19 protein-coding genes are annotated in these 20,948 nt (G+C 73.0%); 15 read left to right on the plus strand and 4 right to left on the minus strand.

Features of this window, described 5'->3' with window-relative positions; all coding sequences use genetic code 11:
- Positions 1–15: 15 nt before the first annotated feature.
- The 12 genes from pdxT to Q6347_RS08010 all read left to right on the plus strand — a co-directional run bounded on the left by pdxT (position 16) and on the right by Q6347_RS08010 (position 12,214).
- Complete coding sequence (pdxT, locus tag Q6347_RS07955) at positions 16–648, plus strand: pyridoxal 5'-phosphate synthase glutaminase subunit PdxT (protein ID WP_304604092.1); 633 nt, start codon at positions 16–18, stop codon at positions 646–648.
- Between the two features lie 7 nt (positions 649–655).
- Complete coding sequence (locus Q6347_RS07960; RefSeq protein WP_304607102.1) at positions 656–1,414, plus strand: YebC/PmpR family DNA-binding transcriptional regulator; 759 nt, start codon at positions 656–658, stop codon at positions 1,412–1,414.
- A 68-nt stretch (positions 1,415–1,482) separates the two neighbouring features.
- Positions 1,483–2,079, plus strand: a complete 597-nt coding sequence (gene ruvC, locus Q6347_RS07965; RefSeq protein ID WP_171248207.1) for a crossover junction endodeoxyribonuclease RuvC — start codon at positions 1,483–1,485, stop codon at positions 2,077–2,079.
- Positions 2,076–2,699, plus strand: coding sequence for a Holliday junction branch migration protein RuvA (gene ruvA / locus Q6347_RS07970; RefSeq protein ID WP_171248208.1), 624 nt, complete (start codon positions 2,076–2,078; stop codon positions 2,697–2,699). Before ruvC ends, ruvA begins: the two co-directional genes overlap by 4 nt.
- Complete coding sequence (gene ruvB, locus Q6347_RS07975) at positions 2,692–3,795, plus strand: Holliday junction branch migration DNA helicase RuvB (RefSeq protein WP_304604091.1); 1,104 nt, start codon at positions 2,692–2,694, stop codon at positions 3,793–3,795. The genes ruvA and ruvB overlap by 8 nt, the downstream gene beginning before the upstream one ends.
- A 65-nt stretch (positions 3,796–3,860) precedes the next feature.
- Positions 3,861–4,292: a preprotein translocase subunit YajC gene (yajC, locus tag Q6347_RS07980; RefSeq protein ID WP_304604090.1), complete on the plus strand. Its 432-nt coding sequence runs from the start codon at positions 3,861–3,863 to the stop codon at positions 4,290–4,292.
- 79 nt (positions 4,293–4,371) lie between these two features.
- Positions 4,372–6,336, plus strand: coding sequence for a protein translocase subunit SecD (secD, locus tag Q6347_RS07985; protein WP_369810820.1), 1,965 nt, complete (start codon positions 4,372–4,374; stop codon positions 6,334–6,336).
- Positions 6,336–7,439 carry a protein translocase subunit SecF gene (gene secF, locus Q6347_RS07990; protein ID WP_171248210.1) on the plus strand — a complete coding sequence of 368 codons (1,104 nt, stop codon included), beginning with the start codon at positions 6,336–6,338 and terminating at the stop codon, positions 7,437–7,439. The genes secD and secF overlap by 1 nt, the downstream gene beginning before the upstream one ends.
- An 11-nt stretch (positions 7,440–7,450) precedes the next feature.
- A complete protein-coding gene (locus Q6347_RS07995) occupies positions 7,451–8,026 on the plus strand; it encodes an adenine phosphoribosyltransferase (RefSeq protein WP_304604457.1) in 576 nt (191 codons plus the stop codon).
- A gap of 50 nt (positions 8,027–8,076) precedes the next feature.
- Entirely contained in the window at positions 8,077–10,428 is a 2,352-nt protein-coding gene (locus Q6347_RS08000; protein WP_304604089.1) for a bifunctional (p)ppGpp synthetase/guanosine-3',5'-bis(diphosphate) 3'-pyrophosphohydrolase, read from the plus strand.
- Between the two features lie 38 nt (positions 10,429–10,466).
- The gene (locus Q6347_RS08005; RefSeq protein ID WP_304604088.1) at positions 10,467–11,633 is read left to right on the plus strand and encodes an ATP-dependent DNA ligase; all 1,167 of its coding nucleotides are present in this window, start codon (positions 10,467–10,469) and stop codon (positions 11,631–11,633) included.
- Between the two features lie 29 nt (positions 11,634–11,662).
- Entirely contained in the window at positions 11,663–12,214 is a 552-nt protein-coding gene (locus Q6347_RS08010; protein WP_304604087.1) for a dihydrofolate reductase family protein, read from the plus strand.
- Between the two features lie 9 nt (positions 12,215–12,223).
- Here Q6347_RS08010 and Q6347_RS08015 read toward each other — a convergent pair whose 3' ends face one another.
- The 4 genes from Q6347_RS08015 to Q6347_RS08030 form a co-directional block, all read right to left on the minus strand.
- Complete coding sequence (locus tag Q6347_RS08015) at positions 12,224–13,300, minus strand: DNA polymerase domain-containing protein (RefSeq protein ID WP_304604086.1); 1,077 nt, start codon at positions 13,298–13,300, stop codon at positions 12,224–12,226.
- A gap of 24 nt (positions 13,301–13,324) precedes the next feature.
- Entirely contained in the window at positions 13,325–13,948 is a 624-nt protein-coding gene (locus tag Q6347_RS08020) for a hypothetical protein (RefSeq protein ID WP_304607103.1), read from the minus strand.
- A gap of 118 nt (positions 13,949–14,066) precedes the next feature.
- Complete coding sequence (locus Q6347_RS08025; RefSeq protein ID WP_171248216.1) at positions 14,067–15,632, minus strand: DUF349 domain-containing protein; 1,566 nt, start codon at positions 15,630–15,632, stop codon at positions 14,067–14,069.
- Complete coding sequence (locus tag Q6347_RS08030; protein WP_304607104.1) at positions 15,629–16,420, minus strand: peptidylprolyl isomerase; 792 nt, start codon at positions 16,418–16,420, stop codon at positions 15,629–15,631. The genes Q6347_RS08025 and Q6347_RS08030 overlap by 4 nt, the downstream gene beginning before the upstream one ends.
- A gap of 146 nt (positions 16,421–16,566) precedes the next feature.
- On the opposite strand from Q6347_RS08030, the gene Q6347_RS08035 reads away from it, so the two are divergent.
- The 3 genes from Q6347_RS08035 to Q6347_RS08045 all read left to right on the plus strand — a co-directional run bounded on the left by Q6347_RS08035 (position 16,567) and on the right by Q6347_RS08045 (position 20,922).
- Positions 16,567–17,295, plus strand: coding sequence for an MBL fold metallo-hydrolase (locus Q6347_RS08035; RefSeq protein WP_304604083.1), 729 nt, complete (start codon positions 16,567–16,569; stop codon positions 17,293–17,295).
- A 55-nt stretch (positions 17,296–17,350) separates the two neighbouring features.
- Positions 17,351–18,715, plus strand: coding sequence for a histidine--tRNA ligase (hisS, locus tag Q6347_RS08040; protein ID WP_304604082.1), 1,365 nt, complete (start codon positions 17,351–17,353; stop codon positions 18,713–18,715).
- Between the two features lie 65 nt (positions 18,716–18,780).
- Positions 18,781–20,922 (plus strand): intein-containing Rv2578c family radical SAM protein, encoded by a 2,142-nt coding sequence (locus tag Q6347_RS08045; protein ID WP_369810821.1) that lies wholly within the window; start codon positions 18,781–18,783, stop codon positions 20,920–20,922.
- Positions 20,923–20,948: the final 26 nt, after the last annotated feature.

Here is a 20,948-nt window from a genome sequence, read left to right on the forward strand (position 1 = left end):
GCGTACACTGCCGCGGTGACCACGACGATCGGAGTACTCGCCCTGCAGGGGGACGTGCGCGAGCACACCCGGGCCCTGGAGGGCGCCGGTGCGCGCGTCGTGCCGGTCCGCCGCCGCGCCGAGCTCGAGGCGGTCGACGGCCTCGTGCTGCCCGGCGGGGAGTCCACGACGATGGACAAGCTGCTGCGCGTGTTCGAGCTGCGCGACCCGCTGTGCGCCGCGATCGCCGCCGGCCTGCCGGTCTACGGCTCGTGCGCGGGCATGATCCTGCTGGCGGACCGCATCACCGGCGGGATCGAGGGCCAGCAGACGCTCGGGGGGATGGACGTGACGGTCCAGCGCAACGCGTTCGGCCGTCAGGTCGACTCCTTCGAGGCGGACCTGCCGATGCAGGGGCTGGACGGCGGTCCGGTGCGGGCGGTGTTCATCCGCGCGCCCTGGATCACCGAGGCGGGTCCGGGGGTGGAGGTGCTCGCCCGCATCCCCGAGCGCTCGACCGCCGGCGCGGGTCTCGGCGAGGCCGCCGGTAAGATCGTGGCAGCCCGTTCGGGGCGACTGCTCGCGACCGCGTTCCATCCGGAGGTCACCGGGGACTGGCGGGTGCACGCGCAGTTCGTCCGCGAAGTCAACGCCACGCGAAGGAGTTAGTCAGGTCATGTCCGGTCACTCGAAGTGGGCCACGACCAAGCACAAGAAGGCGGCGATCGATGCCAAGCGTGGCAAGCTCTTCGCGAAGCTGATCAAGAACATCGAGGTCGCGGCCCGCACCGGCGGCGGCGATCCCGCGGGCAACCCGACGCTGTTCGACGCCATCCAGAAGGCGAAGAAGTCGTCCGTCCCCAACGACAACATCGACCGCGCGGTCAAGCGCGGTTCCGGTGAGGGCGCCGACGCCGTCGACTACCAGGTCATCATGTACGAGGGTTACGGCAACAACGGCATCGCCGTCCTCGTGGAGTGCCTCACCGACAACAAGAACCGTGCCGCGGCCGAGGTGCGCACGGCCTTCACGCGCAACGGCGGGTCGCTGGCCGACCCCGGCTCGGTGTCCTACCTGTTCTCCCGCAAGGGTCAGGTCGTGGTGCCCAAGGCCGACGGCGTCACGGAGGACGACGTCATGCTGGCGGCGCTGGACGCGGGCGCCGAGGAGGTCATCGACCAGGGCGACTACATCGAGGTGCTGTCCGAGGCGACCGACCTGGTCGACGTGCGCTCCGCGATCGTGGACGCCGGGATCGAGTACGACTCCGCGGACTCGATCTGGCACCCGTCGATGCAGGTCGAGGTCGACGTCGAGGGGGTGCGCAAGATCATGCGGCTCATCGACGCCCTCGAGGACAGCGACGACGTGCAGAACGTGTACGCGAACTTCGACGCCCCCGACGAGGTCATGGCCGCGCTCGACGAGGACTGACGCGCAGCGCACCGCAGGTGCGGGCGCGCCTCGGCGGCCCTGTCGGGGGTGCGTGAGACAGTGACGGCGTGCGAGTGCTGGGAGTGGATCCGGGGCTGACCCGGTGCGGTGTCGGGGTCGTGGACTCCCGGCGGGGGCGCCGGGCCGCCCTCGTGGGCGTCGGTGTGCTGGGCTCGGCGCCGGGCACGAGCACGGACCTGCGCCTGCTGACGATCGCCGACGGCCTGGAGAGCTGGCTGGACGAGCACACCCCGGACGTCGTGGCGGTGGAGCGCGTCTTCGCCCAGAACAACCGGGGGACCGTCATGGGCACCGCGCAGGTCGCCGGCCTGGCGATGGTCGCCGCCGCCCGGCGCGGCGTCCCGGTCGCCCTGCACACCCCCAGCGAGGTCAAGGCCGCCGTGACCGGTTCCGGCCGGGCGGAGAAGGCGCAGGTCCAGCGCATGGTCGCCTCGATCCTGCGGCTGGACACCGCACCGAGCCCGGCGGACGCCGCCGACGCCCTCGCGCTCGCCATCACCCACCTGTGGCGCCCGGCGGGTGCCCTGCAGGGCGGCGACCACCACGAGCTCACCCCCGCGCAGCGCGCCTGGGCGGCGGCCGAGCACCGCGCACGCGGGCGGCAGCGCGCCCCGCGCACCCCACGGAAGGAACACGTCCGATGATCGCCTCCCTGACCGGCACCGTGGCGCAGGTCGCCCTGGACCGCGCGGTGGTCGACGTCGGCGGCGTGGGCCACCTGGTCCACGCGACGCCGTCGACGCTGGCCGGTCTGCGCGTGGGGGAGCGGACCCTGCTGCACACGACCCTCGTGGTGCGCGAGGACTCGCTGACGCTCTACGGCTTCGCCGACACCGAGGAGCGCGAGGTGTTCGAGACCGCGCAGTCGGTGTCCGGGGTCGGCCCGCGGATCGCCCTGGCGATGCTCGCCGTGCTCACCCCGTCCGCCCTGCGCCGCGCGGTGGCGGACGAGGACACGGCCGCGCTGCGGCGCGTGCCCGGGATCGGCACCAAGAGCGCCCAGCGCATCGTGCTCGAGCTCTCCGGGCGGCTCGGTGCACCGACGGACGCGGCCGGCACCGAGGACGGCGGCACCGCCCCGACCGGCGGCGACGGTCGCGACCAGGTCGTCGAGGCGCTGGTCGGTCTGGGCTGGTCCGCCAAGATCGCCGAGGGCGCCGTCGACAAGGCGCTGGCGGAGGCCGGCACCGAGAGGATCGCCGCCGCCGACGTTCCTGCCGTGCTCCGCGCGGCTCTGAGGCAGCTGGGGCCGCGCCATGGCTGAGGGCGCGATCGACCCCCAGGACCTCGGCGAACGGCTCGTCGGCGCGGGTGCCGACGAGGTCGAGCGCGCGGCCGAGGCGGCGCTGCGGCCCAAGAAGCTCGACGACTTCGTCGGGCAGCGGGTGGTGCGCGACCAGCTCTCCCTGGTGCTGCAGGCCTCCATGGCGCGCGACACCGCCCCGGACCACGTGCTGCTGTCGGGTCCGCCCGGGCTGGGCAAGACCACGCTGGCCATGATCATCGCCGCCGAGCTGGGGACCTCGCTGCGGGTCACCAGCGGCCCGGCGATCCAGCACGCGGGCGACCTCGCCGCCGTGCTGTCCTCGCTCGAGGAGGGCGAGGTGCTGTTCATCGACGAGATCCACCGGCTCGCCCGCCCGGCCGAGGAGCTGCTCTACGTCGCGATGGAGGACTTCCGGGTCGACGTCGTGGTGGGCAAGGGCGCCGGTGCCAGCGCGATCCCGCTGACCCTGCCGCCGTTCACGGTGGTGGGGGCCACCACCCGGTCGGGGCTGCTGCCGGCCCCGCTGCGCGACCGCTTCGGGTTCACCGGGCACCTCGACTTCTACGAGGCGGCCGAGCTGGAACGGGTGATCCTGCGCTCGGCCGGGCTGCTCGGTGTCGAGATCAAGCACGAGGCCGCGCACGAGATCGCGGGCCGCTCGCGCGGCACCCCGCGGATCGCCAACCGCCTGCTGCGCCGCGTCCGGGACTGGGCGCAGGTGCGCGGCGACGGCGTGCTCGACCTGCGGGCGGCCCGGGCCGCGCTGGAGGTCTACGAGGTCGACCCGATCGGCCTGGACCGACTGGACCGCGCCGTCCTGGCGGCGCTGTGCCGCCGGTTCGGCGGCGGGCCGGTCGGGCTGACGACGCTGGCGATGACCGTCGGCGAGGAGTCCGACACCGTCGAGACGGTCGCCGAGCCGTACCTCGTGCGCGAGGGACTGGTCGCGCGCACCCCCCGCGGGCGGGTCGCGACCGCCGCGGCGTGGGAGCACCTGGGGCTGGAGCCGCCGGCGGGGACGTGGGCCGCACCGGCGTCGGCGAGCGGTGAGGGAACCGGGGCGACGTCGCGCACGTTGTTCGACGAGGTCTGAGGGTGCCGCACGGCACCCTAGACTGAGACGAACACACGATCTTCCGATAGAAGGACTGAATCCCCGTGGACCCCACGATCATCATCCTCTTCGTCGCGCTCGCCGCGCTCATGCTGTTCATGAGCTCGCGGACGCGCAAGCAGCAGAAGCAGCAGGCCGAGTTCCGGTCCTCGCTCGCCCCCGGCCAGGAAGTCATGACGGGTTCCGGGCTCGTCGGCACCGTGGTCGACATCGACGAGGAGTCGGACATCGTCACCCTCGAGTCCACCCCGGGGTCGCAGACCCGCTGGCTGCGGGCCGCCGTCGTCAAGCGGATGGACCAGCCGGTGGCGGACTCCGAGGACGACGAGGTGACCGAGGACACGTCGGAAGCCGGTAGCATCGCCCCCGCAGACGGTCCCGTCGAGGTGCCGGACGACCTGTCGGAGCTGGACACCGCGGAGCGGAAGGTCCAGGAGGACAAGCGCCGGGAGCACGGCGAGACCGAGGACAAGTGACCTCCGCGCCGGTCGGGCCCTGACCCGACCGGCGCCATCACGCTCCGCTCCGGCGGCGCGCACACGGGAAGAGAACCAAGTGGCCAACTCCAGCACGCGGCGCTCGCGTCCGGTACGCACGCTCGTGGTCTTCGCGCTCCTGTCGATGGTGGTGCCGTTCGTGGCCCTCCTCGTCGGGACCTACCTGGACCCCAAGAGCGACGACAACCCCGGCGGCGCCAGCCTGGCACCCGGACTCGCTCTCGACCTGCAGGGCGGGACCCAGATCATCCTGACGCCGACGTCGACGGATGGTTCCGAGCTCACGCCGGAGGCGATCGACGAGTCGATCAACGTGATCCGGCAGCGCATCGACTCCTCCGGCGTCGTCGAGGCCGAGATCGTCAACCAGGGTGGCGAGAACATCGTCGTCTCCATCCCTGGCGAGGTGTCCCAGGCGACGATCGACCTCGTCTCCCAGCCGGCGCAGATGCGCTTCCGCCCGGTCCTGGCCTACGAGCTCGGGATCCCGTCCCAGCAGCCGTCCGCGGAGGCGTCCGAGGGCGCCGACGGGTCCGGCGAGGGCGACGCGGCCGAGGGCGAGGGCGACGCGGCCGAGGGCGAGACCCCGGCCGGAGCCACCCCGGAGGAGCTCGCCGCGCTCGACGAGCAGATCGCGACCGAGGCGCAGGACGTCGACCCCACCGACGCCTCCGACCTCGCGCAGATCACGCCCGCCGTGCAGGAGAAGTTCGACGCCCTCGACTGCACCGACCCGGCCAACCTGGCCGGTGGCGGCGGGGCGGACCCGGACCAGGTCCTGGTCACCTGCTCCAACGACGGCAGCATGCTGAAGTACGTCCTCGGCCCGGTCGAGGTCGACGGCACGCACCTGAGCAACGCCAGCTCCGGGCTCGGCTCCGGCCCCAACGGCACGACCACCAACGAGTGGGTCGTGAACATCGAGTTCGACGCCGAGGGCACCACGGAGTTCCGCCAGGTCACCGAGCGGCTGCAGAGCCTGGAGTCCCCGCGCAACCAGTTCGCGATGGTCCTGGACGGGCTCGTCATCTCGGCCCCGTCGCTGGCGCCCGGTGTGATCATCACCGACGGCCAGGCGCAGATCTCCGGGTCGTTCACCCGGGACTCGGCGGCCACGCTGGCCAACCAGCTGAGCTTCGGCTCGCTGCCGATCGCCTACGAGGTCCAGAGCCAGGAGACGATCTCGGCCACGCTCGGCTCCGAGCAGCTCCGCAACGGTCTCATCGCGGGTCTGATCGGTATGGCCCTGGTGGTCGTCTACTCGCTCTTCCAGTACCGCACCCTGGGTCTGGTGACCGTCGGTTCGCTGCTCATCGCGGGCGCCATCACCTACGTGTTCATCGCGCTGCTGTCCTGGACGATCGACTACCGCCTGTCCCTGGCGGGCGTCGCCGGTCTGATCGTGGCCATCGGCTTCACCGCGGACTCGTTCATCGTGTACTTCGAACGCATCCGGGACGAGATGCGTGACGGACGCTCGATGGCGATGGCGGTCGAGCGAGGATGGCGACGGGCCAAGCGCACCGTCCTGGCCGCCAAGTCGGTCACGCTGATCTCCGCGATCGTGCTCTACTTCCTCGCCGTCGGCGGGGTGCAGGGCTTCGCGTTCACCCTGGGTCTGACGACGATCATCGACATCGCCGTGGTCTTCTGGTTCACGCACCCGACGCTGCAGCTGCTGACCAAGGTGCCGTTCTTCCGCGACGGTCACTCGCTGTCCGGGCTCTCGCCCGAGCGCCTGCGCAGCACCAGCGGCCCCCGGTACGTGGGGGCGGGGCGCTTCTCGACGCCGGAGCCGACACCGGAGACCTCCGAGGAGCCCGAGAAGGAACCGGTGCCCGCCTTCGCCGGGGCCACCGCCTCGCCGGCGCCGAGCACCGACGACTCCGGTCGCCGGATGACGATCGCCGAGCGCCGCGCGGCGCAGCGCCGTGCGGCCGCCGCGGACGGGCCGCCGGACGACCCCGGGACCGACGAACGCCGTGACGACGCCGTCCCCGGCGAGAACGAGGAGAGCCGCTGATGGCCGGCAGCATGACCTTCGCCCAGTGGGGCAACGACCTGTACACGGGTCGTCGCTCCTACCCGATCGTCGCGAAGCGGCGGGTCTGGTTCTCGATCGTCGGCGTCCTGGGGATCGCCTCGATCATCATCCTGCTCACCAAGGGCCTCACCCTCGGGATCGACTTCCGGGGCGGTTCGGAGTTCACGGTCAACGGCACGTCGACGACCGAGCAGTCGGTCGCCGTCGACGCCGTGCACGAGGTGCTGCCGGAGGACGAGCCGCGCGTCGCGGTCGTCGGCGGCGACGCCGTCCGGGTCCAGACCTCGCAGGTCTCCGGCGCCGACGAGACGGCCGTGGTCGAGGCCCTCGCCGCCGGGTACGGCGTCGAGGCCGCGGACGTCGACTCCTCGTTCGTCGGCCCCACGTGGGGCGAGTCGGTCTCCGAGAAGGCGCTGTGGGGCGTGACGGTCTTCGTCCTCCTCGCGGCGGCCTTCATGGCCGTGTACTTCCGCGCCTGGCGGATGTCGGTCGCCGGCATCCTGGCGATGCTCAGCGACCTGCTGATCTCCGCCGGGGTGTACGCCCTGATCGGCTGGGAGGTCACGCCGTCCACGATCATCGGCTTCCTGACGATCCTGGGCTTCTCGCTCTACGACAAGATGGTCGTGTTCGACAAGGTGCGCGAGAACACCACCGGTGTGCTCGACCAGTCGCGCAACACCTACGCCGAGCGGGCCAACCTGGCCGTCAACCAGACCCTGGTGCGGTCCATCAACACCTCCGTGGTGGCCCTGCTCCCGGTGGCGGGCATCCTCTTCCTCGGTGCCTTCGTGCTCGGCGCGGGAACCCTGCGGGACCTCTCGCTCTCGCTGTTCGTCGGTATCGCGGTCGGTGCGGCCTCGTCGATCTTCCTGGCCACGCCGCTGGACGTGTCGCTGCGCCAGCGCGAGCCGAAGATCCGCCGCCACACCGAGGAGGTGCTGGCCGAGCGGGGTCGCCTGGCCGACGAGGGCGGCCACGAGGCCGAGCTCGCGGCCGTGGCCGCCGGACGGTCCCAGCTGATCCCGGGGCATCACCAGGGGCACGGGTCCCAGCCGCGCCGGAAGCGCGGCGGCAGGTGACGTCACCCGTGATCGAGGACGACATCTCGGTGGTCGCCCTGGCCGGGCTCGGTCCGGCCAGGGCGGCCGAGATCCGCTCGCTCATCCAGGACATCCCGGACTACCCGCACCCGCCGGTCGTCTTCCGGGACATCATGCCCCTGCTGGCGGACGGTGCGGCCCTGGCCGACGTCACCGACGCGTTCGCCTCCCTGGTGGAGGCCGACGGCGGCGTCGACGTGGTCGCCGGGATGGAGGCGCGCGGGTTCCTCCTCGGCGCGCCGCTGGCCACCCGGCTCGGCGTGGGCTTCGTCCCGCTGCGCAAGGCGGGCAAGCTGCCGCCGCCGGTCGAGCGCGAGGACTACGAGCTGGAGTACGGCACGGCGTCCATCGAGCTGCGCCGGGGAACACTGCAGCCCGGTGCGCGTGTTCTCGTGGTCGACGACGTGCTCGCCACGGGTGGGACGGCCGAGGCCGCCGCCCGGCTGGTGCAGCGCTGCGGGGGGACGGTCGTGGCACTGGCGTTCCTGCTCGAGCTGGCCGCCCTGGGCGGTCGGGCCCGGCTCGGTGACCACACCGTCGAGACCCTGTTGCGGGTGGGGACGTAGACTTGCCGTCCCGGAGGTCACCCCGGCGGCGATGGGCGAAGGAGGTGCTCGTGAGCGACGACACGCAGACCCGCTCTGCCGCCGACGCGCCCCGATCCTCCTCCACCGGAGCCGGGAACCGGGTGCGCAACCGCCTCGTGCGCCTCGGTCTGGGCGGTGCGACCCCCTCGACGCCGGCGCTCGAGCCGCTGCTCCAGGCGGTGCGCACCAACCACCCCAAGAGCGACCTGAGCGTGCTGGAGCGTGCCTACGGCATCGCCGAGCGCGCCCACCGCGGTCAGCAGCGCAAGTCGGGCGACCCGTACATCACCCACCCCGTGGCGGTCGCCACGATCCTGGCCGAGCTGGGATTCGACGGCGCCACGCTGGCCGCCGCGCTGCTGCACGACACCGTCGAGGACACCGACTACTCGCTGGACGACCTCACGCGGGACTTCGGCAGCGAGATCGCGATGCTCGTCGACGGCGTCACGAAGCTGGACAAGGTCACCTACGGCGACGCGGCGCAGGCCGAGACCGTGCGCAAGATGGTCGTGGCGATGGCCAAGGACATCCGCGTCCTGGTCATCAAGCTCGCCGACCGCCTGCACAACGCCCGCACCTGGAAGTACGTCTCCGGGTCCTCGGCGTCGCGCAAGGCCCGCGAGACCCTGGAGATCTACGCGCCCCTGGCCCACCGGCTGGGCATGAACACGATCAAGTGGGAGCTGGAGGACCTCTCCTTCCAGACCCTGTACCCGAAGGTCTACGACGAGATCGTGCACCTCGTGGCCGAGCGGGCCCCCGCCCGCGAGGAGTACCTCGGTGTGGTGCGCGAGCAGATCTCGGCGGACCTGCGTGGGGCGAAGATCCGCGCGACGGTGACGGGCCGCCCCAAGCACTACTACTCGATCTACCAGAAGATGATCGTGCGCGGGCACGACTTCACGGAGATCTACGACCTGGTCGGCACCCGTGTCCTGGTGGACTCGGTGCGCGACTGCTACGCGGCGCTCGGTGCGCTGCACGCGCGGTGGAACCCGGTCCCGGGCCGGTTCAAGGACTACATCGCGATGCCGAAGTTCAACATGTACCAGTCGTTGCACACGACGGTCGTCGGACCCGGCGGCAAGCCGGTCGAGATCCAGATCCGCACGCACGACATGCACCGCCGCGCCGAGTACGGCGTCGCGGCGCACTGGAAGTACAAGGAGACGGCGCGCGCCGGCAAGGGCGGGTCGAACGACCCGCGGGCGAACGACATGGCCTGGCTGCGCCAGCTCGTGGACTGGCAGCGCGAGACGGCCGACCCGGGCGAGTTCCTCGACTCCCTGCGCTACGAGATCGGTGCGGCCGAGGTCTACGTCTTCACGCCCAAGGGTGAGGTCATGGCGCTGCCGGCCGGTGCCACCCCGGTCGACTTCGCCTACTCGGTGCACACCGAGGTCGGTCACCGGACCATGGGCGCACGCGTCAACGGACGGCTGGTGCCGCTCGACTCGCCGCTGCAGAACGGCGACGTCGTGGAGGTGCTGACCTCCAAGGCCGAGACGGCCGGACCGTCCCAGGACTGGCTCAACTTCGTGAAGTCCGGCCGGGCGCGCAACAAGATCCGCCAGTGGTTCACCAAGGAACGCCGGGACGAGGCGATCGAGCGCGGCAAGGACGCGATCACGCGGGCGATGCGCAAGCAGAACCTGCCGATCCAGCGCCTGATGAGCCACGAGGCGCTCGTGGGGCTGGCCAACGACCTGCGCTACGACGACGTCTCCGCGCTGTACGCCGCGGTGGGGGAGAACAACGTCTCCGCCCAGCACGTCGTCGAGACGCTCGTGAAGTCCCTCGGCGGGGAGGACGGCACGGCCGAGGACACCGCCGAGGTCGCGCGGCCGGGTCAGGCCGTGCGCCGCTCGCGCTCCACCGGCGACCCGGGCGTGGCCGTCAAGGGCATGGACGACATCTGGGTCAAGCTCGCCAAGTGCTGCACCCCCGTCCCCGGCGACGAGATCGTCGGGTTCGTCACGCGGGGTGCGGGCGTGAGCGTGCACCGCGCGGACTGCGCGAACCTCGCCCAGCTGCGCGAGCAGCCCGAGCGGATCGTCGACGTGTCCTGGACCAACGGCGCGAACACGATGTTCCTCGTCCAGATCCAGGTCGAGGCCCTCGACCGGTCCCGGCTGCTGTCGGACGTGACGCGGGTGCTGTCCGACCACCACGTGAACATCCTCTCGGCGACGGTCTCCACGTCGACGGACCGCATCGCGATCTCCCGGTTCGTCTTCGAGATGGCCGAGCCGGCGCACCTGCAGCAGGTGCTGGCCGCCGCCCGCAAGATCGACGGCGTCTTCGACGTCTACCGCATCACCGGCACCAAGGCCGAGGACGTCGGCTCCGACGCACCCGAGGCACCCGCCGACGCCTGACCGGGCGGTGACGCCCCGACGGGCGTAGTTTCACCGGCATGGACCTGCCGCTCCGCCCGCCGATCCGACCCATGCTCGCCCGGTCGGTCGCCGCGGTGCCCGACCAGCCGGACGACGGCGCAGCCTGGGTGTACGAACCCAAGTGGGACGGGTTCCGCGCGATCGTCTACCGCGACGGCGACGAGGTGCGCATCGACTCGCGCAACGCCCGGCCGATGCAGCGCTACTTCCCGGAGGTCGTCGACGCCGTGCGGGAGGCGTTGCCGTCGCGGTGCGTCGTCGACGCCGAGATCGTCGTCGCCCGTCCGCCCGGCCCGGGCCGTCCCGACGCCCACCTCGACTTCGACGCGTTGAGCCAGCGCATCCACCCGGCCGACTCGCGGGTCCGGCGCCTGGCCGAGGAGGTCCCCGCCACCCTCGTCGTCTTCGACGTGCTGGCCCTCGACGACGAGGACCTGTCGGTCCGTCCGCTGGCCGAGCGGCTCGCCCGGCTGGACGGGCTCGGGCTGGACGACCCCCGGGTGCACGCCACGCCGCGCACCGACGACGCGGCCACGGCCCGCGAGTGGTTCGCGGCGTTCGAGGGGGCGGGGCTGGACGGGGTCGTGGCCAAGCGCGACGACGAGCCGTACCAGCCCAACAAGCGGGGGTGGTGGAAGGTCAAGCACGCCCGGACGGCCGACGTCGTCCTGGCCGGTCTGCGGGAGCACAAGACCTCGACGGCCGACCGGCCGTTGGTGGGCTCGCTCCTGCTGGGCCTCTACCTGGACGGCGCCGGGGAGGACGCCGGGCCGTCGCTGCAGTTCGTGGGGGTCGCCGCGTCCTTCCCCGCCGCGCGTCGCGCCGCGTTGTACGACGAGCTCGCACCGCTGCGGGTCGAGCCGGGGACGTCCGCGGCGGGCGACCACCCGTGGGCCGACTGGCAGGATCCCGCCGTCGCGGACGGCAGCGCGGGGGAGCGGCGGCCCGGCGCGCAGTCGCGGTGGAGCGCGGGCAAGGACCTGTCGTTCACCCCGCTGCGGGTCGAGCGGGTCCTCGAGGTCGGCTACGACCACATGGAGGGGCGGAGGTTCCGGCACACCGCGCAGTTCAAGCGCTGGCGACCAGACCGCGACCCCGGCTCGTGCACGTACGACCAGCTCGTCGAACCCGTCGGGTACGACCTGGCGACGATCCTGCCCGATGCCCCGGGCATCGACCGATGAGTTCCGGGGTCCCGGGAGGTCGGCACGGCATGGGAACCGTGAGATTCAGCATGACCTGCTCCCTCGACGGGTACGTCACCGACCCCGACGGCGACTTCCGGTGGACCGCGCCGAGCGAGGAGATGCACGCCTTCGTCAACCGCCGTGTCCGTGAGCTGAGCACGTTCGTCCTCGGCCGCGCCATGTACGAGACGCTGAAGGTCTGGGACGACTGGGAGGCGGACTCCGCGGTCGAGCAGGAGTTCGCCGACCTGTGGGCGGGGCGGGACAAGATCGTCTGCTCCGACTCGCTCGACGCGCTCGCGGCTCCCCGCACGACCCTCGAACCGCGACTCACCACCGAGCGCCTCGCCGAGATCGCGGCCGGCGCGGACGGCGTCGTCGAGGTGGCGGGCCCGACGGTCGCGGCCGAGGCGCTGCGCGCGGGCCTCGTCGACGAGATCGAGATGTTCGTCGCCCCGCACGTGCTCGGCGGTGGCACCCGCGCCTTCCCGGACGGGATGCGCACGGCCCTGGAGCTCGTGGAGAGCCGGCCCTTCGCCGCCGGCGCGGTCTTCCTCCGGTACCGCACCCGGCCCTGACGAGGACCGTCAGTCGTCCGGCGGCCGGTCCTTCGCCCGGCTGGGCTGCACCCGCAGCGGCTCGCCCGGCATCTTCGGGTACTCCGGGGGATAGGGGAGGTCGCCGAGCCCGTGCTCGGTCTCGTCCCGGCGCGCCAGCTCCAGCGCCGGCTCCAACGAGCAGTCCAGGGCCGGGTCACGGTCGGCCCGCAGGGCGGCGAAGAGGTCGCCCCGCGCCGCGAACCGCTCGGGCACCGTGCGCAGGGTGAAGTCGTCCGGGTGGACCTCGGTGACCTCGTCCCAGTCCAGCGGTGTCGAGACCGTGGCCCGGGGGTTGGGCCGCAGCGAGTACGCCGAGGCGATCGTGCGGTCGCGCGCCATCTGGTTGTAGTCCACGAACAGGCGCTCCCCCCGCTCCTCCTTCCACCAGCGGGTCGTCACCGCGTCCGGCAGGCGTCGTTCGAGCTCGCGACCGATCGCGATGGTGGCGCGTCGGGCCTGGACGAAGCTCCAGCGCGGCGCGACGGGCACGAACACGTGCAGCCCTCGGCCCCCGGAGGTCTTCGGGTAGCCGACCAGGTCGAGCTCGTCGAGCACCTCGCGCAAGGTCAGCGAGGCGCGCGCGGCGTCGGCGAAGTCCGTGCCGGGCTGAGGATCGAGGTCGATGCGGAGCTGGTCGACGGCCTCGACGTCGTCCCGCCGGACGGGCCACGGGTGGAACGTCAGGGTGCCGAGCTGGGCCGCCCAGGCGATCACGGCGAGCTCGGTCGGGGCCACCTCGTCGGCCGTGCGGCCGGACGGGAAGGCGATCCGCGCGGTGCGCACGTAGTCCGGCGCGCCCTTCGGGATCCGCTTCTGGTAGAAGGCGTCGCCGTGGGAGTCCTGGCGGGTCGCCATCACGGCGTCGGGGGAGTAGCCCTTGGGCCACCGCTCCAGCGTCGTGGGCCGGTCCAGCAGCGCGCCGAGGATCCCGTCGCCGACGGCGAGGAAGTACTCGACCACCTCGAGCTTGGTGATTCCCAGGTCGCCGAACACGACCCGGTCCGGGCTGGACACCCGCACCCGACGACCGGCGACCTCGACCTCGACGGCTCCCGCGGAAGGCATGGACCCCAACCTACGCCGGGGCCGTCACCGGTGCGCGGACTCCACGCCGACGAGCGTCGCGGCCGCGGCGGACAGGGCGGCGTGCGCGGGTCCGCGCGCGGCGACCCGGGACCGGGCCTCGATCGCGCGTCGCGCACGCCCCGGGTCGGCGCCGGCCCGCAGGAGCGCGGCGGCCAGCAGGGTCGTCTCCGGGTTCCGGGCGCCGTGCAGCACCAGCTCGACCAGGGTGCGCTGCGGTGTCGTCACGGCCACGCCCCCGAGCCGCCGGGTGTCGGGACCGAGCAGGTGGCCCTGCCACAGCCGTGCACCCCGGGGCCGCTCGGGACGGTGGCGGCCCGCCGGGTAGGTGAGGTCCAGCATCTCCGGCCGGCCGCGTCCGGTGTGCACCCAGACGGCCGTGCGTGCGGTGACGACGGCGCCGGCCGGGACCTCGGGGGCGAGCACCGAGGCGCGCAGCGCCGCGTCCACGACCCGGCCCGCCGGGCACGCGGCGTCGACCCGCAGCACCCGCAGGACGCCCTCGTGCACCAGGGTCTGCCAGGCGGCCCGGCCGCCGACGTCCCCCGGGCGGACGACCGGCGGTGCGGGGCCCGGCCCGTGCAGCAGCTCGCGCAACGGACGGGGGGCCGACGTCGGGACGGCGGGCACGCGGTCACCTCCGGGCTGGACGCGCGGTCTCAGCCAGCGACCCTAGGGACCCGTCGCCGCGCCGACCGCCCGGCGGCCGTCGTCCTGTGGACGCCGGGCGGCGTCCACAGGACGTGCGTCAGCCGCGCGAGTCCTCGGCAGCCTTGACGATCTGCTCCAGCCACGCCTTGCGCGCCGCGATGGCGCCCCGGATCTCGTCGGCGGAGCGCTCGTCCCCGGCCGCCTCGGCGTCGGCGAGCTCGGACTCCATGCCGGAGATCGCCTCCTCGAGCTGGGCGGCCGCGCCCTCCGCGCGCGCCTGCGTCTCGGGGTTCGTCCGGCGCCACTTGTCGTCCTCGGCGTCCCGGATCGCGCTCTCGACCGCCCGGAGGCGACCCTCGACGCGGGACAGGTCCGCCCGCGGCACCTTGCCGGCCTCCTCCCAGCGGTCCTGGATGCCGCGCAGCGCCTCCTTGGCGGCGTTGACGTCCTTGACGGGCACCAGCGCCTCGGCCTCGGCCAGCAGCGCCTCCTTGACCTTGAGGTTCTCGCCGTACTCGGCGTCGATCGCCGCGTTCGCCTCGTCCCGGGCACCGAAGAAGACGTCCTGGGCCGCCCGGAAGCGGGCCCACAGCGCGTCGTCGTCCTTGCGGTGCGCCCGGCCCGCAGCCTTCCAGCGGTTCATCAGGTCGCGGTACTCGCGGGTCGTGGGACCCCACTCGGTGGAGTGCTGGAGCGCCTCGGCCTCCGCCACGATCTGCTCCTTGGCGGCCTTCGCGGAGGCGTTGCGCTGCTCCAGCTCGGCGAAGAAGTGCCGGCGCTCGCGGTCGAACGCGGTGCGCGCCTGGCTGAACCGCTTCCAGAGCGACTCCTCGGTCGGCCGGTCGATGCGGGGGCCGGTGCGCTGCGACTCCTTCCAGCGCTCGAGCAGGTTGCGCAGCTCCTCGCCCGCCGGGCGCCACTGCATCTTCTCCGGGTCGGTCGCCGCGATCTTCTCCGCGGCCTCGACGATCTCGGTCCGGGCCTCGACGGCACGCTCCTTGGCGGCCACCCGCTCGGCCTCCAGGGCCGCGCGACGCTCGCCCGCGCGGGAGCGGACCTGCTCCACCCGCTTCCGCAGGGCGTCCAGGTCGCCGACGGCGGCCGGCTCGGTGGTCTCCTCGGCCAGCTTGGCCAGCGTCTGGTCGATCTCGCGGATCGCCAGGTCGGCGCTGTCCAGGCGGGTCTCGAAGAGGGCGACCTTCGCCACGAGGTCCAGGTAGCGCCGCACGTAGAGCGACAGCGCCTCCTCGGCCGGGACACCCGGGTACTGCCCGACGGGGCGCTCTCCGTCGCCCTCGCGCACGTGCACCGTGCCGTCGTCGTCCACCCGGCCGAAGGCGGCGGCCGCAGCGGTCTCGGCGGCGTCGTGCACCGGGGGGACCGGGGCGGCCGGGGTGGTGGGGGTCGGCGCCGTCCGGGGCGTGGGCCGGTGCAGCGCCGACGGCTTGGGCGCGCCTGCTCCGGGCGGGCCCGGCTTCGGCGCCGAGGGCTTCGGTGCCGACGGCCGGGGGGCCTCGGGCGCGGACGGTGCCGGGTCGGACGGTGCCGGGTCGGACGGTGCGTTCGTCGACCGCTCGGTCCCGGCGCCAGGAGTTTCGGCCTGTGCCTGCTCGGCGGCCTCGACGTTCTCGGGGCCGGCCGAGCCGGGGGTGCTCTCGCTCACTGGGTCTCCACTCCTTCGATGATGACGGGGCTGACCGGGGAGCCGTCACCGGCTCCGTCGGCCGTGCCCGCGTCAGCGACTGCCTGGATCAGGTCCAGGCCGGACGTCACGGTGCCGAACACCTTGTACCCGCCGGCTGCGTCGGACGGGATGGTCGAGTCCTCGTAGACGAGGAAGAACTGCGAGCCCATCGACGCGGCGTCGCCGCCGCGGCGGGCCATGGCCAGGGTGCCGGCCGGGTACACGTCGTCCGCGGGCGCGTTCTCCACCGGGCCGAACGAGTAGCCGGGGCCACCGGTGCCCGTGGCGGTCGGGTCGCCGCACTGCAGGACGTAGATCCCCTGGGTGGTCAGGCGGTGGCACTGGGTGCCGTCGAAGTAGCCCTGGTCGGCCAGCGCGACGAAGCTCGCCACCGCCTGCGGTGCGTCGGCTCCCGCCAGCTCCAGCTCGACGGTCTCGGTGACCCCGTCCACGCACAGGTCGAGCGAGGCCGTCCAGGACCGGTCCTCGGCGACCGATGGGTCGGGCAGCTCACCGCCGTCGCGCGCCTCCGTCGATCCCAGCGGGCACGCCGCGCCGGCCGGGGTCTCCACGCCCGACGCGACGGGGGCGTCCTCGGACGCGGTGAGCCCCGCGACCAGCGCACCGCCGCCGACCAGGCCGAGGATCGCCACGATCGCCACGACGATGCCGATGCGGCGACGGCGCTCCTGCTTGGCGCGTCGGCGCGCGGCGAACTTCGCCTCGCGCTTCCGGGCGTACTCGCGCTCGCGCTTGCTCGGCGCCACCGTCCGTCGGCCTCCTCGGATCCTCGGCGCACGACAACCGTGCGCCTCCGACAGTCTAGGGCTCGCGACCCAGGTCATCCGCACGAACTCCGGCATCCGGGCCCGCGGGCGGTGACGGCCCGCCGTCCGGCACTACGGTGGGCGCCATGGACGTGCATGTCGTGGTCGCCCCCGTGTTCGGCACCAACTGCTGCGTCGTGGTCGCCGACGCCGTCCGCGACGACGGCCGGCGCGACTGCGTCGTCGTCGACGCGGGGGCCGGCACGGCCGACCGCGTGGCACAGCTCGTCGCGGACCGCTCGCTCGTGCCACGGGCCGTGCTGGCTACCCACGGGCACGTCGACCACACCTGGGACGCCGCGGCGCTGTGCGCCCGGTTCGACGTGCCGCTCCGACTGCACGCCGCCGACGCCTACCGGATCGACGACCCGTTCGGCACGATCCTGCGCGGCGGGGACGACGCCGCGGCCACGAGCGTCAGCAGCGCGCTGGCGCAGGCGCTCGGCGACTTCGGCCGCGACCCGCGGGACTACCGGGTCCCGGCGACGGTCGAGCCCTTCGACGGGTCGACCACCGAGATCGTGGCCGGGGACGTCACGCTGCACGCCGTGCACGCCCCCGGGCACACCGAGGGGTCGACCCTCTACCTCGTCGACGGGAGCGACGGCGGACCGGGTGTCGTGCTCAGCGGTGACGTCCTCTTCGCCGGCGGGGTGGGGCGCACCGACCTGCCGGGCGCGGACGTGGACGCGATGCTCGCCACGCTGCGCGACGTCGTCCGCGCCCTCGACCCGGCGCTCGGCGTCGTCCCGGGGCACGGACCCACGACCACGGTGCGCCGGGAGCTGGCGGCCAACCCGTTCCTGCCGGCCTGACGGCAGCGGTGGACGTGGCCCGGGCACCGTCCGGGATCGTGGGAAGATCGTCCCCATGGCTCGCGTCACCCCTCTCTCCGGTTTCCCCGAATGGCTCCCCGACGGTCGCGTGGTGGAGCAGCACGTGCTGGACGTGCTGCGCCGCACCTTCGAGCTGCACGGGTTCGCGGGGATCGAGACCCGCGCGGTGGAGCCGCTCGACCAGCTGCTGCGCAAGGGCGAGACGTCGAAGGAGGTGTACGTCCTGCGCCGCCTCCAGGAGGAGGGCGAGGACACCTCCGCGGACGGTGGACGTGGCGAGAAGCAGCTCGGGCTGCACTTCGACCTGACGGTCCCGTTCGCCCGGTACGTGCTGGAGAACGCGGGACGTCTCGCCTTCCCGTTCAAGCGCTACCAGATCCAGAAGGTCTGGCGTGGTGAACGGCCGCAGGAGGGTCGGTTCCGGGAGTTCGTCCAGGCCGACATCGACGTGGTCGGCGCGGGCGAGCTGCCCTACCACTACGAGGTCGAGGTGCCGCTGGTCATGGCCGAGGCGCTCGGCGCCCTGCGCGAGGTCGGGCTGCCGCCCGTGCGGGTCCTGGTCAACAACCGCAAGGTGGCCGAGGGGTTCTACCGCGGGCTGGGCCTGAGCGACGTCGAGGGCGTGCTGCGCCAGATCGACAAGCTCGACAAGATCGGCGTGGAGAAGGTCGCCGAGCTGCTCGTCGCCGAGCAGGGCGCGACGGCCGAGCAGGCCGCCGCCTGCCTCGACCTGGCGGCGATCCACGGCAGCGACACGACCGTGGTCGACGACGTGCGCAAGCTCGCGGCGCGGTACGACGCCGCCACGGACCTGCTGGAGACCGGCCTGGCCGAGCTCGGCGCGCTGATCGAGGCGGCGGGTGCCCGCGCTCCGGGCGTCGTGGTGGCCGACCTCAAGATCGCCCGCGGCCTCGACTACTACACGGGGTCCGTCTACGAGACCGTGCTGGTCGGCCACGAGCAGCTCGGCTCGATCTGCTCCGGCGGCCGTTACGACACGCTCGCGTCCGACGGCAAGAACACCTACCCCGGCGTCGGGCTGTCCGTGGGGGTCTCCCGGCTCGTCTCGCGGCTGCTCTCCGCCGGACTCATGACCGCCACGCGCGGGGTGCCGACCGCCGTGCTGGTCGCCGTGACCGACGAGGACCACCGTGCGCAGTCCGACGCCGTGGCCGCGGCCCTGCGGGCCCGTGGCATCCCCACCGACGTGGCCCCGTCCGCGGCGAAGTTCGGCAGGCAGATCAAGGTCGCCGACCGTCGCGGGATCCCGTTCGTCTGGTTCCCGGGCGAGGAGCACCAGGTCAAGGACATCCGCTCCGGCGAGCAGGTCGAGGCGGACCCGACGACCTGGGCGCCGCCCGCCGAGGACCTGCACCCCCGGGTCGTCCCGGGGGAGTGAGGCCCCGCCCCTGCGGGTGACCCGCGTCCCTTGACCCGTCGTCGAACGCGTGTTCGACTACGGGGGTGCGATGGGACGGGCAGGCGACGACGGCCGACGACGGGGCGCTGCCCGGTCTGGAGCGGCCGGGGCTGGCCCGGCTCGGCCTCGTGCGCAGCACGCGCACCCCGGAGTTCGCCGGCATCACCTTCCACGAGGTGATGGCCAAGAGTGCGCTGTCCAAGGTGCCGGCCGCCTCGCGCATGCCGTTCCGGTGGACGGTCAACCCTTACCGCGGCTGCTCTCACGCGTGCACCTACTGCGTCTCTCCGTCCACGCTCGTCCTGATGGCGGACGGCACGCAGAAGCCGATCGGCCAGGTGTCCGTCGGTGACCGGATCGTCGGCACGCGCCGCCAGGGGACCTACCGACGGTTCGTCGAGACCACGGTGCTGGCGCGATGGACGTCGGTGAAACCCGCCTACCGGGTGATCCTGCGCGACGGCACCGAGATCGTGGCGAGCGCCGAGCACCGGTTCCTGGCCCGGGGTCGTGGATGGAAGCACGTCGCCGCCGGGCCACCAGGCACGCAGCGCCCGCACCTCACGACGAACGACTCCTTGATGGGGTTCGGTACCGGCCGGCCGGAAGACGGCACAGGCAGTACCGAGTCGCGCGACTACCGGCGCGGTTATCTCACCGGGATGATCCGCGGCGACGGCATGATCGTCGAGAAGACCTACCCGAGGACATCGCGGGGCGGTGCCCGCGTGTGCATGTTCCGCCTCGCCCTGGCCGACCGGGAGGGTCTCGACCGGACCGCCCGGTACTTGGCCCTCGACGGGATCGTCACGAGACGTCGTCCGTTCGTGACCGCGACGGAGACACGTCGCGCCATGAGCGCACTGCACACCGCGCGGTCGGCGGACGTCGATGCGATCAGAAGGCTGATCGAGTGGCCGGCGGTGCCGAGCGCGGAATGGTCGAGGGGCTTTCTGTCAGGGATCTTCGACGCTGAGGGTTCGTGCTCCCGGGGGATCGTGAGGATCGCCAACAAGGACGAGGCGATCCTGGCCCAGGTGGCCGATTCCCTCCGGCGGTTCGCCCTGGACCACACGCTCGAGCCTCCACAACCGAACGGCGTGGCGCGCGTGCGTGTGCGAGGTGGTCTCGCGGCGCGGGAACGGTTCTTCCACCTCGTCCGGCCCGCGATCGTCCGCAAGCTCTCCGTGACGGGTATGGCGCTGAAGACCTCGGTGGACCTCGGTGTCGTGATGGTCGAGGCCTGTGGCTTCGACCAGGAGATGGTCGACATCACGACAGGAACAGGCGACTTCGTGGCCAACGGTGTGGTCGCCCACAACTGCTTTGCTCGCCCGACGCACGAGTACCTCGACCTGGACGCGGGGACCGACTTCGACTCCCAGGTCGTGGTGAAGACGAACGTCGACCAGGTGCTGCGCGCCGAGCTGGCCCGGCCCTCCTGGCGGCGCGAGCCGGTCGCGCTGGGCACAAACACCGACCCGTACCAGCGCGCCGAGGGGCGCTACCGGCTCATGCCCGGGATCATCTCGGCGCTCGCTGACTCACGGACGCCGTTCTCGATCCTCACCAAGGGCACGCTGCTGCGCCGTGACCTGCCGCTGATAGCCGACGCCGCCACGCACGTCGACGTCGGTCTCGGTGTCTCGTTGTCGTTCGTCGACGCCGAGCTCCAGCAGGCCGTCGAACCCGGCACGCCGACGCCGAAGGCCCGGCTGGACCTCGTCCGCACGATCCGTGCCGCGGGCCTGCCGTGCGGTGTCATGGTCGCCCCGGTGCTGCCGTGGCTGACGGACTCCACGGACCACCTCACGCGGCTGCTCGACGCGATCGCCGACGCGGGCGCGACGGGCGTGACGGTCGTCCCGCTGCGGCTCAAGCCCGGCGTGCGGGAGTGGTACCTGCAGTGGCTCGCCCGGGAGCACCCAGACCGGGTGGCGGGCTACCGGCGCGTCTTCGCCCGAGGTGCCGACGTGCACGACGGGTACCGGGACTGGCTCTGGCAGCGGGTGCGGCCCCTGCTCGAGGAGCGGGGGTTCGCGGGGTCCGCGCACCGGGCCGCCTCCGGCGCCACCGGCCGCTACGACGACGACCTGCGCCCCCACGACGACGCCGACTACCCGGCCGGGTCGATGGTCGCCGCTGCGCCCACCGCGCCGGGGGAGCGGTCGGCGACCCTGTTCTGACGGTGACCGCGGCCGTGACCGTGCGC

The organism is Isoptericola sp. b408 (genome assembly GCF_030588085.1).
Taxonomy (GTDB): Bacteria; Actinomycetota; Actinomycetes; order Actinomycetales; family Cellulomonadaceae; genus Isoptericola; species Isoptericola sediminis.